This is a genomic window from Flavobacterium subsaxonicum WB 4.1-42 = DSM 21790 (genome assembly GCF_000422725.1).
GTDB classification, from domain to species: domain Bacteria; phylum Bacteroidota; class Bacteroidia; order Flavobacteriales; family Flavobacteriaceae; genus Flavobacterium; species Flavobacterium subsaxonicum.
Window position 1 is genome coordinate 216304 of record NZ_KE383910.1, and the last position, 15188, is coordinate 231491.

Genomic DNA, 15188 nt, shown 5'->3' on the forward strand with positions numbered 1-15188 from the left:
TTTATTATTCTAAAACCGAATAATCGCCTATGCTTATGGCTGTAAACTTGCCATTAAATACAGCGTGGTTGCCAATCATGGCGTTATCCAGGTTTGCGTTTTTAATTACCGAATGCGTTTGCACAAGGCTGTTTTTTATGGTACTGTCTTCAACCACCGTATTTTCTCCTAACGATACATTAGGGCCCACGGTACTGTTTTTAAGCACAACACCCTCGCCAATAAAGCAAGGCTCTATAATGGTGCTGTTTTCTACCACTGCCGATTTTGATACCAGTTCGGTACCATCGGCGTGTAAAAAGGCCAGCATGCGCGAGTTGGTATCTACCGTAACGTTTTTGTTGCCGCAGTCCATCCAGTGGTCTACCTTGCCGGGCACAAATTTCATGCCTTTTTGCTTCATGTTCTCAAGCCCATCGGTAAGCTGGTATTCGCCACCCTTAACAATATTATTGTCTAAAAGGTACTGCAATTCGGCACGAAGGCTCTCGCCGCTTTTAAAGTAATAAATACCAATAATGGCAAGGTCGCTTACAAAGTCTTTAGGTTTTTCAACAAAATCGGTAATCTCGTTGTTATCGTTAAGCTTAATAACGCCAAAAGCGCTTGGGTCGTCTACCTGCTGCACCCATATAACACTATCGGCTGTAGTATCTAACGTAAAATCGGCCCTAAAAAGTGTATCGGCATAGGCCACCACAATAGGCCCGCTCATAGAGTCTTTAGCGCTCATAATAGCATGGGCAGTACCCAACGGCTGCTCCTGGTAATATATGGTGCCTTTAGCGCCAAGCTTTTCGGCAATGGCAACAAGATCGGCTTCTACCTGGGCGCCAAAATCTTTATGAATAATAAACGCAATCTCTTCTATATCCTGGTTTAAAACCCCGGCAATATCTTCTACAAGGCGGTGTACAATAGGCTTGCCCGCAATAGGAATTAAAGGTTTAGGTACTGTAAGTGTATGTGGGCGCAGGCGCGATCCTCTGCCTGCCATCGGAACTATAATTTTCATTCAGGTTATTCTATATTAATATTGTTTTTCTTTGCGGCCTGGATATAAATATCCAGCCTATTTTGCTTTTTTAAAATATTATAAGTACCATCCAGTGCCTTTTTTGTATCAGCAAGGTACGCAGCAGAATTGGTTTCTTTATACTTTTGGTAGGCTTTCATTAGATAATCTGTCCCTTTTTCGTAATTTTCACTCATACAAAAAGTTCTGCCTGCATTATAGTAACCTTCAGGATCTTCAGGATATAAGGCAATAAATTTTTCGTAAGTAATAGCAGCCTGCTGGTAATCATTTGAAAGTTCGTAAGCCTGGGCCAGATTTTGTAATGGCATTTTGTCGTTTGGTTTTATAGCTAACGATTTTTTATAGGCGGTAATAGCTTCGCTGTACTTGCCCAGGTTATCATAGCTATCGGCTAAATAATTGTAAGCCGCTGCAAATTGCGAATCTATAGTTATTGCCTTATTATAGCTTGCTATGGCAAGGTCATACTGCGCTTTAGTAGTGTAATTTCTGCCTTCGACATAGTATTTTAAGGCTTCTTTATTTGTAGACAAATCTGTTCCATAAGCTTTAGATATTATAGTTTTAAATGCCTGACAATTTTTAACCATATAGTGCTGTACTTCTACAGGAAGCTGTGTTGTAGTACTGACACCTTTAACGCATTTAACCAATTCTTCAGTTACTTTCTCCTTATTATCTGTTTCAAAATTAATCTTGGTAATACAGCTGCATGCCTTATCTGCTGCAAGTTTAGTTGCGGTATCTTCCTGGGCGTAAATGCCACTGGTAGTAATTAATATAAAGCAAACTGCCTTAAACAAATTATTGATAGTCATAGTATGTGGCTTAATGTTTACTTAACCCCCGTGCTGCCAAAGCCGCCTTCGCCGCGAACCGTTTCGGTAAGTGCATCGGCCTCCAGCCATTCGGCGCGTTCGTGTTTAGCTATAACCAGCTGGGCTACACGCTCGCCATTTTCTACGGTAAACGGCTCATTGGATAAATTTACTAAAATTACACCAATTTCGCCACGGTAATCGGCATCAATCGTTCCGGGGCTGTTAAGCACGGTAACACCTTTTTTTGCAGCAAGGCCACTGCGCGGGCGCACCTGTGCCTCGTAGCCTATTGGAAGCTCTATAAACAAGCCTGTTTTAACAATAGCCCTTTCTAACGGACCCAGTACTATTGGAGCCTCCAGAGTTGCCCTAAGGTCCATTCCTGCCGATGCTATTGTTTCGTAATTGGGTAATGCGTGCCCCGATTTGTTTATAATTTTAACTGTCATGGTAGTATTTGTAATGTATTATTTTCTCTTCAAAATTCGTTGTAATGTTTCTTTCTCGCCCCTGTAAATTATTGCCATAAATACAAACAGCGCTACAATGCCAAACACGTAGGTATGTCTTAACACCGGCACATAAAATGTTAGTGCCGAAAGCCCCACGGAAAGCCCCACGTAGAGCCCCATTTTTTTTAGGTCGTACGGTATAGGGTAGTATTTGGCACCCATATAGTACGATACCACCATCATGGTGCCATAAGCGGCAACCGTGGCTATAGCCGAACCCATATAGCCCCATACGGGAATAAGGGCAAAGTTAAACGATAGTGTTACTACCGCACCTACAATGGATATATAGGCACCCATTTTGGTTTTATCAGATAATTTATACCATACCGAAAGGTTGGTGTAAATACCCAAAAAGAAGTTGGCGAGGATGATTAGCGGAACCACATCCATAGCTTCCCAAAACGATTCGTCGCGAAGCAGGATAATTTTAAGTAAATCGGCAAAAGCCACTACCCCTAAAAGTATAACCGACCCGAATATTACAAAGTACTTGGTTACCGTAGCATAGGTTTGGGGTGCATTGGCATTACCTGCATGGCTAAAAAAGAAGGGTTCTATACCGAGCCTGAACGCCGTTGTAAACAACGTCATAAACAAGGCAAGCCTGTAGCAGGCAGCGTAAGCCCCAATTTCGTGCGGGGCTACATCCATAAATTTAAGAAGGGGCCTGTCAAACGTTTCGTTTATGGCAAAGGCAATACCGGCTACCATTATGGGCAGGGCATAGCGCATCATGCTTTTCCAGAGGGTGGCATTAAAATGCCACGATAGTTTAATATAGTGCGGCAAAACCACCAGCAACGTTGCAAGGCTGGCCATTACATTAGCCACAAATACATAGCCTACCTCAAAGTCGGGCACATAAAGTGTAGCTATAAAACTATCAGGGTTATTAGCCGCCAGGTGTGGCAGCCATAAAAGGAAAAATATATTAAGGAACAGGTTAAAAACTACGTTGCCAATTTTTATAGCCGCATACACCATAGGCCTGCCTTCGGCACGTAGCTTGCTAAAAGGCACTATAACTAAAGCGTCGAGTGCCAGTACCCAAATAGTGTAGGTAATATATTCAGTATCAATTTCTGCGGCCTCAGCCAGGAAATTTCTACTAAGCAGTGCTATGCTCAAAAATGCCAGCGACGACCAGAATAACGAAATTGTAGTGGTACTAACCACCTGCTTTTTGTCGGATGAATTATAAAACCTGAAAAAAGCCGTCTCCATACCATAGGCCAGGATAACGTTAAAAAATACCAGCCACGAAAAAATAATGGATACATCGGCATATTTGGCATTGTCCATAACACCCGTATACAACGGTGTAAGTATAAAACTAAACATGCGAGGCACCACAGTGGCAATACCGTAAATGGCCGTTTGCTTAAACAGGTTTTTATAAACGCTCAAATGGTTGGAGTTAATTTAATGATAAGCAAAAGTAGGTATATTTTGCAGTAATTAAAAGGGCAGTTACATATTAGATATTTAAACTGTTAAGCACATTAACTGCCCTTAAAAACAATTTGGGCTACGCCCTAAACAGAAAAAGGCCACCCGTAAAGGTAGCCTCTTTCACTATGTTTGTTTGCAATCTTAGTTGTTTAGTGCCTCTGCACCACCCACGATCTCTAAGATCTCGCTGGTAATGGCAGCCTGGCGCGCCTTGTTGTAAGTTAGCTTAAGCTGGTTACGTAATGCCGTGGCATTATCAGTAGCTTTGTGCATAGCCGTCATACGGGCACCGTGCTCTGAAGCAAAAGAGTCGCGAATGGCTTTGTACAATTGTGTTTTTAAAGACAATGGTATAAGGCTAAGAACAATGTCTTCTTTACCCGGCTCAAAAATATAATCGGTAGCCGTGTTAACGGTCTCCTTGGTAGTGGCAAGAGGGGCCAGTGGTAAAAACTGCTCTGTTAAAACAATTTGTGTACCGGCATTTCTAAAGTGGTTGTACACCAGCTCTATCCTGTCGTACTCGCCGGCAGCAAACTTATCCATAAGCTCCTGCGCAACGTGTGCAACATTTTCAAAAGTAAGGGCATCAAAAATAGGGCTTTGGTTATCTATAACCGTGCAGCTCTTTTTAAGCGTGTCGTTACCTTTTTTACCCACTGCTAAAATATCAAGCTGTTTGCCGGCATAAAAATCCTGCAACACTTTAATTTGCTTAATAACATTGGTATTAAATGCACCACACAAACCCCTGTTAGAGGTTATGGCTACAACAAGTACTTTATTTACCGGGCGTTGCTCAGCAAATATACCTCCTGTATCACCCTCCAGCGTAGCGCTAAGGTTTTGTAATAGTTCGGTTAGCTTTTCAGAGTAAGGCCTCATAGCTGTAATGGCATCCTGCGCCTTTTTAAGCTTAGCTGCCGAAACCATTTTCATCGCACTTGTAATTTGCATTGTGGATGAAACGGAAGCAATCCTGTTACGTATTTCCTTTAAGTTTGCCATTTTATAATTTGAAAATGAAACAGTTAAACAATGTAACAATTGCTACATTGTTTAACTATTAAATTAAGTCATTAATATTGTGAAGAAACCTCTACAGCTGCTTTTTCAAGAACATCTGTAATTTCGTCTGTAAATTTACCGGCTTTAAGAGCATCAAGGGTATCCCTGTGTTTTGCGTTAAGGTATTCTAAAAAGTTTCTTTCAAACTCTTTAACCTTGTTTACAGGCACTTTTCTTAACAGGTTTTTAGAACCTGCATAGATAATTGCCACCTGGTCTTCTACAGTATAAGGGTCGTTTACCGATTGCTTAAGTATCTCTACGTTTCTACGGCCTTTTTCGATAACGCTTAGTGTAGCAGCATCAAGGTCTGATCCGAATTTAGCAAAAGCCTCAAGTTCACGGAACTGTGCCTGGTCTAATTTAAGAGTACCGGCAACTTTTTTCATTGATTTGATCTGTGCATTACCACCCACACGAGATACCGAAATACCTACGTTGATTGCCGGACGTACACCTGAGTTAAATAGATCTGACTCAAGGAAAATCTGACCATCTGTAATCGAAATTACGTTAGTTGGGATGTATGCAGAAACGTCTCCCGCCTGTGTTTCGATAATTGGAAGGGCTGTTAACGAGCCACCACCTTTAACGATTGGCCTAAGCGACTCAGGAAGGTCGTTCATGTTTTTTGCAATATCATCATCGGCAATAACCTTAGCAGCACGCTCCAGTAACCTTGAGTGAAGGTAGAAAACGTCGCCCGGGTAAGCCTCACGGCCCGGTGGCCTTCTTAGCAATAGTGATACCTCACGGTAAGCAACTGCCTGTTTAGAAAGGTCATCATAAATAATAAGAGCCGGACGGCCTGTATCTCTAAAGTACTCGCCAATTGCAGCACCTGCAAACGGAGCATACACCTGCATTGGAGCAGGGTCTGACGCGTTAGCCGCTACAATAACGGTATAAGCCATAGCGCCTTTTTCTTCAAGGGTTTTGGCAATACCTGCAACAGTTGAAGCTTTTTGCCCAATTGCTACATATATACAGAATACAGGTTTACCTGCATCGTAAAATTCTTTTTGGTTTAGGATGGTATCGATACAAACCGTTGTTTTACCGGTTTGACGGTCGCCAATAACAAGCTCACGCTGGCCACGGCCTACCGGGATCATGGCATCTACTGCCTTGATACCTGTTTGTAGTGGCTCTGTTACCGGCTGACGGAAGATAACACCCGGAGCTTTACGCTCTAATGGCATTTCATACAGCTGGCCTTCTATAGGGCCTTTACCGTCTATTGGGCTACCAAGGGTATTTACCACACGGCCAATAATTTGCTCACCTACGTTTAGTGATGCAATACGCTGTGTTCTTTTTACGGTAGAGCCTTCTGCAACGCCTGTAGAGGGGCCTAGCAATACTATACCCACATTGTCTTGCTCAAGGTTAAGCACAATACCTTCTAACCCGCTCTCAAACTCTACTAACTCACCATATTGTGCGTTAGACAGTCCGTATGCACGGGCAATACCGTCTCCTACCTGAAGAACCGTTCCTACTTCTTCCAGTGTAGCACCCGATTCAAAACCGGACAATTGTTTCTTTAATATTGCTGAAATTTCAGCAGCTTTAATTTCTGCCATGTTTGCTTATAATTTAAACACTTAAGTGTGGTAAATACTAATTACTTAATTCTCTTTTTAGGTTTAGCAGCCTGCCTGCAACAGATGCATTGTACTGCTTATCGCCTACCCTTAGTATAAACCCGCCTATAATTGCAGGGTCTACAACATTAACAAGGGTTATTTTCTTGTCAGATATCTCTTTTACTTTCTCCAAAACCTTAGCTTCAAGCTCCGGTGTAATTTCAAAAGCGGTAGTTACCGTTGCAACTTCAAAACCATTGGCAGCATTTAGCTGTAAGCCATACTGCTCTGCTATCTGGCCCAATATCTCAAACCTCTGGTTTTCGAACAGTAACCTAAATAGCCCCTGGGTAATGTTTTGCGTAGTGGCAAACACCTCTGTAAGTGCCGATTGTTTAACCTGCAACTTAATAGTTGGGTTATTTATAAAATCGTGCAGCTCTTTATTGTTGTTTATGGTAGTAGCTATAGTAGCCATGTCTTCGCCCACCTGCGCTGCTGCGCCTGTAGCCTGTGCCATTTCTAATATTGCCTTAGCATATCGTATTGCAGCTCTTGAACCTGTCATAACGATTGGATTAGTTTAATTTTACGTCGTCAAGCATTTTCACCACAAGTGCAGACTGGGCTTCTTTGTTTGACAGTTCTGTTTTAAGTAACTTTTCGGCAATCTCTACAGACAGGTTAGAAACCTGGCTTTTAAGTTCTGCCATTGCAGCGTTTTTCTCGCTGTTTATAGTAGCTTTTGCCTGCTCTATAATTTTTTCTCCTGCAGCCTGGGCCTCAGCTTTAGCATCAGAGATCATTTTTTCTTTAATATCGCGGGCATCTTTCATCATCGCTTCTCTCTCAGCTCTCGCCTCGTTAAGAATACGCTGGTTATCTGCCTGCAGGTTTTGCATTTCTTTACGAGCAGCTTCTGCCGCAGATATAGCCGATGCAATACCAACTTCTCTTGCAGTAATTGCAGTCATAATTGGTTTCCATGCAAATTTTACAAGAAGCAGGATAAGGATAAACAGGATAATTGCCTGCCAGAAGAACAACCCGAATGAAAAATCGTTTACTAACTTTTCCATTATACTATATATTAGTTTTAATTAAATCAATTACTAAAAACATTACCTGCAGCCAACCGCTGCAGGCTATGTTTAAATTTTATTAAGCTGCAAAAAGCGCTGCGAAAGCAACACCCTCTAAAAGGGCAGCGATAATGATCATGGCAGTCTGTATTTTACCTGCAGCTTCTGGCTGACGGGCAATAGCGTCCATTGCTGAACCACCGATTTTACCTAAACCAAGGCCAGCTCCGATTACTACTAAACCTGCTCCAACAATTCCTGGAATTTCCATAACTATTTGATTTATAATTAATTAATAAAGTTCTAAATTAGATGATAATTGGCTCTTCATCTGTATGCGCATCGTGGTCTTCTTCATGGTGATGATCCTGTACTGCCATACCAATAAATAGTGATGATAGCATGGTAAATACAAACGCCTGAAGAAAGGCAACCAATATCTCGATAACCGAGATAAATAATGTTAAGCCAAAGAAAGACGGGCCAGCGATCCAGTTTTTAAATACAAAGATCAGCCCTAATAAACTCATTACTACAATGTGTCCCGCAGAAATATTTGCGTAAAGACGTATTGTTAAAGCAAATGGTTTTGTAAGTGTACCCAATATTTCTATTGGTATTAAAATAATTTTCATGATTACAGGTACATCCGGCATCCAGAAAATGTGTTTCCAGTAATCTTTGTTAGCACTAAATTGTGTTACCAAAAACGTAAACAAAGCAAGGCATAGTGTTATAGCAATATTACCCGTTACGTTAATACCTACCGGTGTTAAGCCAATAAGGTTAAGGATAAGGATAAAGAAAAATACAGTAAGCAGGTAACCCATGTATTTTCTGTATTTTTTCTCGCCAATGTTTGGTATAGCAACCTCGTCTCTGATAAATATGATAAGCGGCTCTAAAGCCCTGCCCATACCTGTTGGTAGCGGGCCTTTTTTGTATGATTTAGCCAGGCCAACAAACATAAAGAACATAAGCGCAGCTGTAAACAACATTGCCACTACGTTTTTGGTAATAGAAAAATCCAGTACCTGTGGGTTTGTTGGATGACCGTGCTCGTCTAAACTAAGTTCTGCCTGAGCACTGTCTAATTTGTATATTTTTTCGTGGTGGAGTGCATAATAGTTTCCGTCTGCCTCAACAATTTCTTCACCGTGGTGAAATTTTGAAGAAGAGAATACATGCAGCCCATTATCTAATATGATAACAGGAAGCGGAAAACCATAATGCTTTCCTTCGGCTTCGTCTGAAAAGAAAACGAAATCGTGAGAGTCTTTAAGGTGATGATCGATAAAAGCTTTTATCTTAGATTTTTTGTCAACCGGAGCATGTTCATGACCATGGGCTTCGCCCTCGGCATGTACTGCTGTTTCGGCATGTACAAGAGTTGTATCTGCAGCCGGATTAGCGAAAAATAAAGAAGGAATTACAGCAACTAAAGCTGTTAATGTATTTTTGATTGATTTTCCCGTTAACACCATGTTGTAACTATCTTAATTTTACGGTCTTAAAATTTTGTGCAAAGGTACATTTTATATTAATATTTCAATACTCTTGCGCAAAAATTTTTAAGATAATTTCAGGCTACAACAAAGATTACTGCTTATTATTTAACAAACGTACTGTAAAATAGGCCTCTATTGCTAAAAACAGAACAAAAACCGCAAAGAAATTATATTTTTCTGTAGGAAATTCAATCGATTTAGCAATAATAGGTTTCGCTAAAAAATAACTTGCAGCCATCTTAACGCTTGTTAATAGTAAGAAAGCATAGCCAACCTGGCCTTCATTCTTCTCGCTTATTTTGGTAAGGATGCCTAAAATTATTACCGAGAAAATAAAAAAGAACAGGTATATAACCGGGATGGAATATATAAACCCTACTTTTTGTGCCTGTAAAGACGGTATGTAATAAATAAGGAGGTTTACAATTAAAAGTATAGCCGCTGTAGCGGCCGTTTTAATAAAAATGCTAAGGTACTTTTTGTCCATTTATTTGTTAAGTTGGTTTACCTGGCGTATAACGTTGTATAGCGCTACAAAAACGCCCAGCAGCGTAAAAATAATGCGGTAGATATTTTTAGGGTTTGGATACTCCTCATCGAGCCAGCCGCCAAACCAGGAAAATAGAAATATAACAATCCCCATTTGCAGAGGAATGTTAATAAGCGCTATCCATTTGTTGCGCTGTTTTTTATCCTGCCTGTTGTCGCTCATTAATTGCCACTACGGGTTTAGATGGGTTTTTCATAGAACAGGTTGCTGTAAACTCGGCTCCCGGCTCTACAGCCAGTTTGCCTACAAAAACCTCTCCGTTTATTTGTGCTTTAGCTTTAACGCTAAGTAATTCTTCTACTTCTATCCTGCCATTAAACCTGCCTTCTATATCGGCATTTTTACATTTAATATCGCCCGTAATACTACCTGCAGGCCCAATAACAATTTTGCCTGAAGATGTAAAGTTGCCTATTAGCTCTCCATCCAGCCTAAAATCGGCTGCCGAGGTAATATCGCCCTTAATAAGGGTACCTTCGACTATACGGTTGGTTTTACCAAGATTATCTGTTGGGTTTTTTGGAGTTTTTTCGAACATACGCATTATTGTATTGGTTGGTATTGGGCAAAATTCTTTTTAACCTGTACCACCTTATAATCTTCGTTAGATATAATTACGGGTGTTTCGGTTATTTTATAAGTCTTGTAATCTTTAAGGATACTTACAGCATCTACCGCAGCCAGCTTATTAATAAGGCCGTGTATCACTATAAAATTCTCTCCAGTGGTATAAATATCGTTAGACAGGGTAATGCTGTTGTTATTACCGTCTTTAATAAATTGCTGAATTTTATCTGTAAGCGGTTTTATTTTTGCATCATTAGGCGCAAATTTAAACACAAGCTTATAGGTTTGCGGCGTTTGGCCAAAGGCAAGTTTTTCCAGTGCCGGTATCTCTTTTTTAAGCATAGCATCAGCCTCTTTGCCCTCGCTGCTGTTAGGATAGGTTAGTGCCACATAGTTAAGCGCTTTTTTATACTCATCTAAACCTTCCAGCCTTGCCGTTATCTTAGCTTTAAGGAATTCGAATTTAGATACTATCTCTTCGCCCGTATAATTGTCTATCAGTTCGTCTATGGCAGCATTGGCTTCTCTAACCTGGCCCGAATTATACCTTTTATACAGCGCAGCATAAACTGCCTCAGGTGTACCTTTAGTAAGATCGTCTGAAGCCGGGTTACGAATCATCTCGGCATAGCGGCTGTCCGGGTACTCTGTAAGCACCTGCTGTTTGTAAGCCTCCGCCTTAGATGGATCTATTATCTGATATATTTTGTAAAGGTTATACTTAGTAGGCAGCACCAAACGCTCTTCGGGGTTATTGGTTAATAACACTTCAAACTTATCGGCGGCACGTTTGTACTCCTTAAACTTATCGTTATAAATATTACCCAACTGGTAGTAAGCAAAATTGCGCTCTGTACCCAGGCTGTCTATTATTTTCTGGTCTGTAGGCAGTTGCTTAATGTAAAAGTCGGCCATGTAGCGTGGGTCTAAAGGTTTATCATCTTTAGTATCAGCTATAGAATCGTTAGCGGTTCCATCGCCTTCATCGCTGGTGCTTTTGCCCCTTATTTCTGATGCCCAGCGCCAGTTGTCTACCAACGGCCTGCTGCCCCAGCGTTTTTGGAATTCCTGCTTGCCATAAGCAACGGTTGCCGGCGTATAGAACGGAAAAACTACCGCCGCACCCGCAGTACCTGTTGTAGTACTGCCACCACCACCTGTGCTTTGGCCCGAAGCCGAAGCGGTTGATGATGTGGCAAAATCTCCTTTGCCTGCAACTTTTCTGGCCATAGAAACGTTTTGACCGTTAATGTTATCATCGCCAAACATGCCGGCTTTACCTTGCCCGCCTCCAGCACTGTTAGCGGCAATGTTAGCCTGCCTGCGTGCCTCTTCTTCCAGTCTTTTGCGCTCTAATTCGTCTTGTATTTTAAGCTTTGCAATATAGTCTTCAAAAAATGTAACCTTACCTTCCGGCGACATGGCTACTATTTTAAGTATGCTATCGTTATTTTGGGCAATGGCCTCATATTTAATAACATCGGCAAGGTTATCCCTTTTCTTTTTAATTCTTTTATATTCCCTTGTCTTGGCCTCCATGTACACCATAGTACTATCGTAGTACTTACCGGCACTTACATATTTGGCATCTTCAAAATTCATTTCGGCAATATTCCTGTAGTTGGATGCTACAAGGTATTTATCGGTAGGTTTTCTTCTTAAAGAATAGTTGTAGTACTCTGCCGCCTTATCGTTAACCTTCTGCTTATCATAAAATAAACCTACCTGGTGGTTTATAACATCCAGGAACGGCCTGTTTTCGCGATCTTCTAAAAGCTCGCGGTATTTTTCCATAAAGGCAAGGGTATCGCCGGCTTTATAATCAAACTGGCCTGCCTGCATGGCATGTGCCTGGATTACGTACACCCTTGGCGATTTTCTTTTCATGTCGATAACCTGCTGATAGGCTTTATAGGCACTATCGGGCTGATTCATTTTACTGTATAGCTGGCCTACTATAAAATGGTAGCGGGCTTTTTTCTCATTGTCTTTAGTAAACTCAATTGCCTTGTTAAGCAGGTAAACGGCACTGTCTTTTTTCTCGGTTTTAATATAGGCCTGTGCAAGCATAGCATTAGCATCGCTATATACCTGCGGTTCCATAGCCTCGCCTTTTTCTTTAAGCAGCTTGTTTAGGTTTTTAATGGCAACGCCATCATTATCCAGCCTTATGTTGGTTTTTTCTTTCCACACTTTAGCTTCGTCCAGCTTATCGCTCGCAGGCGATTTTAGCAATATGTAGTTAAAGGCCTCTATTGCAGGAATAAATCGGTTATCGTAATAACGCGACTGACCTAACAGAAGGTGGGCTTCATCTATTTGCGGGTTGCGCTCGCTGCCCCCAATATACATAGAGTGTTTTTGTATGGCTTTAGTAGCTTTTTCTTCGGCACGCTTAAAATTAGCATTTTGCTTATCTGTAGGCTCCATTTCTTCTTTGGTAGGCTGCATACGCTCTACGCTAAGAACATCCCAATAGTTGTCTACATAGGTGCCTTTAAGGTCCTGTATACCGGCAGTTAATGCTAAATTGCCATTATACAGCACGTTATACTCTGTGTTAACCGCATGGAAGTTACGATTAATCATAGAGTCTTTTTTGGTAGAGCAGGCCAGTAGTAAACCGCCCGTTCCAACAAGAATAATATATTTATAGGTACTGGTTTTCAATGTAAAAGATTTTTATCCTTAACTTGTAAAATCCCTTTTTAGTATAGGGAGGGGTAAAAATACACTTCTTTTTGATAAGAGAAATGATTTTAGCCAAAAAAAATCCCCCGCCGGGGCGAGGGACACAATTTGTTTACACCGCAAAGAACTCTTCGAGCTCTTTTAACGTTTCGGCCGATGTTTTTATATCCTTTACAATTTCGCCCTTGTGCATGGCCACAATACGGTTGCTAACCTCTGTAGTATGGGCAAGATCATGACTGGAAACTAATACGGTAACGTTTTTATCGTCGGCCAGGTCTTTTATAATTTTTTTAAGCCTAAACTGAGTAGTTGGGTCCAGGTTGGCAAAAGGCTCATCTAAAATAACCACCTGCGGGTTGCCAATAAGCGTGGCTACAATGCCCACCTTTTTTTGGTTACCCTTGCTAAGATCGCGCAGGTATTTTTTATTTTTAAGGATCTCTCCGTTAAAAAAATCTTCGTGTTTGTGCAGCAGCGCATCTACGCTGGCTTTGTTTTGCCCTCTAAGTTCGCCAATAAAATAAAAATACTCTTCGGGCGTAAGGTAGCCTATTAAAAAGGTCTCGTCTAAAAATGCCGATACCAATGGTTTCCAGGCCTCGCTTTTATTTACCTGTATGCCGTTAATGGCAACCTGGCCGGCACTGGGCTCTATAAGATCTAACAGCAGGCTAAAAAGTGTGGTTTTACCTGCGCCGTTATTGCCAACAAGGCCAAAGCTTTCGCCCTGCTCTATTTGTAAATGCCCTATGTTTAGTACGGTTGTGCCGTTATATGTTTTGCGTAAGTTGTTAACTTCTATCATTATAAGTGTGATTTTTGATGGATGATTAATTTTTTTGTTTGTAAGCCGACAGGGTACTATATTTTTCGGCCTTATAAATGCGTTCTATTGCCCTAAAGGCTGCATTTCTAAAAATAAGGCCCAGCAAGCCAGTGCCTGCAATAAAGCCATAGCCCATAAGCGGCCCCGATATATAATTGCCTATAACAAACAGTGCTATTGGCACCAGCATTTTTGGCAGCGATATAATAAAGGTTTTTATGTTAAACGCTTTTTTATCGCCAAAGGCCTGCTTACTGCTGGTAAGGTCTATAGGAGTTTTTACAAAGGCACCACCCAGCAATACTAATAGCGAGTTGACACCTATATTAAATACGGCCCCGGCCAAAATCATTAAATAAATCTCTATGCCAAAATACAAGTAGAATGATGCCAGCACGGCACTAACAACGGTACCAATAACCATAAGCCACCATTTACTGGCTATGTACTCGCGGTATTGTATGTTCTGGCTCATCATTAGCGGGTAGTAGGCACTATCCCAGCTTGGTACAAACTGCCCAAAGGTTAGCAGGAAACCACCGGTTACAAATATTGATGCAAACACCTTCATAGGTTGGTTATCGTACACTTCAATCCCCCCGGTGTAAAATAGCAGGCCGTAAAAAATAAACAGCACGCTCATTATTACCGTGGTCTTAGAACGTTTATTGCGCAGTATAAGCTTAATGTCGTTTTTAAGAAAAACGGCCATGCTGCCAAAACGGTTAAGCCATTTAAAGTCCTGTGTTTCGGCAATTTCGTTTTTGCCTTTAAGGCCAGTATCCAGGTACAGTTTTTTAATGAAGTACTTATGTGTAAAGACCCATAAGCCAATTAACACCACAACCGGAATTATAAACACATAATACGTGCTAAACAGGCTTTGGTAATATACCCCGGTTACAAGGGTAATATCGTAAATGCCATAATATTGTAGCCCGCCCAGTGCCAATATTAATACTATAAAGCCAATAAAAAGGCTGTCTTTATTATTAATAAGTATGTTAAGCAGGTTGTTGCAGTATATCATGGCCCACATGGCTACCCACCACAGTGCTACACCCAGAGGGTCGTATCCCTTCATGATTAATACAATGCTAAAAGGCACAAAAAAGAACACGTGCATTATGGTAAAGAACGATACAAATGTTTTTGCCAGTGCAAAGTTTACAATAGTGCTGCGCTTTATGGGCAGCACAAGTAACGGACGTATGTTTATAATTGGTATTTTTTGCAGCATTACCCGCATTACAAGGTCCATTGCCATGTAGTAAATCATAAACTTGTTAATAACCACAAGCGGATCCTGGTGCAGGTGCTCGTCTATTACAAAGTAAACGCCTATGCCCAGTGCTAAAAAAACACCTATAAAATAGAGGGCAACCAGGCCCATTAGTATTTTTAAGGCAATATTGGTTCCTAAGCTTGCGGCGCGTGTAAAAGCCTTCCATTCGAGCCAGAGAAATTTTTTAAACAT

General features: G+C 41.1%; 16 protein-coding genes. All 16 read right to left on the reverse strand.

The window, feature by feature from the left end:
• Window positions 1–4: 4 nt before the first annotated feature.
• Entirely contained in the window at window positions 5–1015 is a 1011-nt protein-coding gene (locus G509_RS0117690; protein ID WP_026992756.1) for a sugar phosphate nucleotidyltransferase, read from the reverse strand.
• Window positions 1016–1020: 5 nt separating this feature from the next.
• Window positions 1021–1857 (reverse strand): tetratricopeptide repeat protein, encoded by an 837-nt coding sequence (locus G509_RS0117695; RefSeq protein ID WP_026992757.1) that lies wholly within the window; start codon window positions 1855–1857, stop codon window positions 1021–1023.
• A gap of 17 nt (window positions 1858–1874) precedes the next feature.
• Entirely contained in the window at window positions 1875–2309 is a 435-nt protein-coding gene (gene dut / locus G509_RS0117700) for a dUTP diphosphatase (protein WP_026992758.1), read from the reverse strand.
• Between the two features lie 18 nt (window positions 2310–2327).
• Window positions 2328–3782 (reverse strand): lipopolysaccharide biosynthesis protein, encoded by a 1455-nt coding sequence (locus G509_RS0117705; RefSeq protein WP_026992759.1) that lies wholly within the window; start codon window positions 3780–3782, stop codon window positions 2328–2330.
• A gap of 186 nt (window positions 3783–3968) precedes the next feature.
• Window positions 3969–4835 carry an ATP synthase F1 subunit gamma gene (gene atpG / locus G509_RS0117710; protein ID WP_026992760.1) on the reverse strand — a complete coding sequence of 289 codons (867 nt, stop codon included), beginning with the start codon at window positions 4833–4835 and terminating at the stop codon, window positions 3969–3971.
• Window positions 4836–4906: 71 nt separating this feature from the next.
• Window positions 4907–6481: a F0F1 ATP synthase subunit alpha gene (gene atpA / locus G509_RS0117715; RefSeq protein ID WP_026992761.1), complete on the reverse strand. Its 1575-nt coding sequence runs from the start codon at window positions 6479–6481 to the stop codon at window positions 4907–4909.
• 37 nt (window positions 6482–6518) lie between these two features.
• A complete protein-coding gene (atpH, locus tag G509_RS0117720) occupies window positions 6519–7052 on the reverse strand; it encodes an ATP synthase F1 subunit delta (RefSeq protein WP_026992762.1) in 534 nt (177 codons plus the stop codon).
• A gap of 10 nt (window positions 7053–7062) precedes the next feature.
• Window positions 7063–7563: a F0F1 ATP synthase subunit B gene (locus tag G509_RS0117725; RefSeq protein WP_026992763.1), complete on the reverse strand. Its 501-nt coding sequence runs from the start codon at window positions 7561–7563 to the stop codon at window positions 7063–7065.
• A gap of 82 nt (window positions 7564–7645) precedes the next feature.
• The gene (gene atpE / locus G509_RS0117730) at window positions 7646–7837 is read right to left on the reverse strand and encodes an ATP synthase F0 subunit C (RefSeq protein WP_026992764.1); all 192 of its coding nucleotides are present in this window, start codon (window positions 7835–7837) and stop codon (window positions 7646–7648) included.
• Window positions 7838–7874: 37 nt separating this feature from the next.
• On the reverse strand, window positions 7875–9050 hold the full coding sequence (gene atpB / locus G509_RS0117735; protein WP_026992765.1) for a F0F1 ATP synthase subunit A: 1176 nt from the start codon (window positions 9048–9050) through the stop codon (window positions 7875–7877).
• Window positions 9051–9165: 115 nt separating this feature from the next.
• A complete protein-coding gene (locus G509_RS22440) occupies window positions 9166–9561 on the reverse strand; it encodes a hypothetical protein (RefSeq protein ID WP_051200357.1) in 396 nt (131 codons plus the stop codon).
• Entirely contained in the window at window positions 9562–9786 is a 225-nt protein-coding gene (locus tag G509_RS0117745) for an AtpZ/AtpI family protein (RefSeq protein WP_026992766.1), read from the reverse strand. It abuts the gene before it with no gap.
• Window positions 9764–10162, reverse strand: a complete 399-nt coding sequence (locus G509_RS0117750) for a bactofilin family protein (RefSeq protein ID WP_026992767.1) — start codon at window positions 10160–10162, stop codon at window positions 9764–9766. Before G509_RS0117750 ends, G509_RS0117745 begins: the two co-directional genes overlap by 23 nt.
• A gap of 5 nt (window positions 10163–10167) precedes the next feature.
• Window positions 10168–12861 carry a type IX secretion system periplasmic lipoprotein PorW/SprE gene (porW, locus tag G509_RS0117755; RefSeq protein WP_026992768.1) on the reverse strand — a complete coding sequence of 898 codons (2694 nt, stop codon included), beginning with the start codon at window positions 12859–12861 and terminating at the stop codon, window positions 10168–10170.
• A 133-nt stretch (window positions 12862–12994) separates the two neighbouring features.
• The gene (locus tag G509_RS0117760; protein WP_026992769.1) at window positions 12995–13690 is read right to left on the reverse strand and encodes an ABC transporter ATP-binding protein; all 696 of its coding nucleotides are present in this window, start codon (window positions 13688–13690) and stop codon (window positions 12995–12997) included.
• A 25-nt stretch (window positions 13691–13715) separates the two neighbouring features.
• The gene (locus tag G509_RS0117765; protein ID WP_026992770.1) at window positions 13716–15188 is read right to left on the reverse strand and encodes a DUF5687 family protein; all 1473 of its coding nucleotides are present in this window, start codon (window positions 15186–15188) and stop codon (window positions 13716–13718) included.

Excerpts from the sequence above, each read along its gene's own strand:
- atpG (WP_026992760.1), bottom strand. The coding sequence starts at position 4,835 with ATGGCAAACTTAAAGGAAATACGTAACAGGATTGCTTCCGTTTCATCC.
- G509_RS22440 (WP_051200357.1), bottom strand. The coding sequence starts at position 9,561 with ATGGACAAAAAGTACCTTAGCATTTTTATTAAAACGGCCGCTACAGCG.
- G509_RS0117765 (WP_026992770.1), bottom strand. The coding sequence starts at position 15,188 with ATGTTTAAAAAATTTCTCTGGCTCGAATGGAAGGCTTTTACACGCGCC.
- G509_RS0117760 (WP_026992769.1), bottom strand. The coding sequence starts at position 13,690 with ATGATAGAAGTTAACAACTTACGCAAAACATATAACGGCACAACCGTA.
- G509_RS0117725 (WP_026992763.1), bottom strand. The coding sequence starts at position 7,563 with ATGGAAAAGTTAGTAAACGATTTTTCATTCGGGTTGTTCTTCTGGCAG.
- dut (WP_026992758.1), bottom strand. The coding sequence starts at position 2,309 with ATGACAGTTAAAATTATAAACAAATCGGGGCACGCATTACCCAATTAC.
- G509_RS0117690 (WP_026992756.1), bottom strand. The coding sequence starts at position 1,015 with ATGAAAATTATAGTTCCGATGGCAGGCAGAGGATCGCGCCTGCGCCCA.
- atpE (WP_026992764.1), bottom strand. The coding sequence starts at position 7,837 with ATGGAAATTCCAGGAATTGTTGGAGCAGGTTTAGTAGTAATCGGAGCT.
- G509_RS0117750 (WP_026992767.1), bottom strand. The coding sequence starts at position 10,162 with ATGTTCGAAAAAACTCCAAAAAACCCAACAGATAATCTTGGTAAAACC.
- atpA (WP_026992761.1), bottom strand. The coding sequence starts at position 6,481 with ATGGCAGAAATTAAAGCTGCTGAAATTTCAGCAATATTAAAGAAACAA.
- G509_RS0117745 (WP_026992766.1), bottom strand. The coding sequence starts at position 9,786 with ATGAGCGACAACAGGCAGGATAAAAAACAGCGCAACAAATGGATAGCG.
- atpH (WP_026992762.1), bottom strand. The coding sequence starts at position 7,052 with ATGACAGGTTCAAGAGCTGCAATACGATATGCTAAGGCAATATTAGAA.
- atpB (WP_026992765.1), bottom strand. The coding sequence starts at position 9,050 with ATGGTGTTAACGGGAAAATCAATCAAAAATACATTAACAGCTTTAGTT.
- G509_RS0117695 (WP_026992757.1), bottom strand. The coding sequence starts at position 1,857 with ATGACTATCAATAATTTGTTTAAGGCAGTTTGCTTTATATTAATTACT.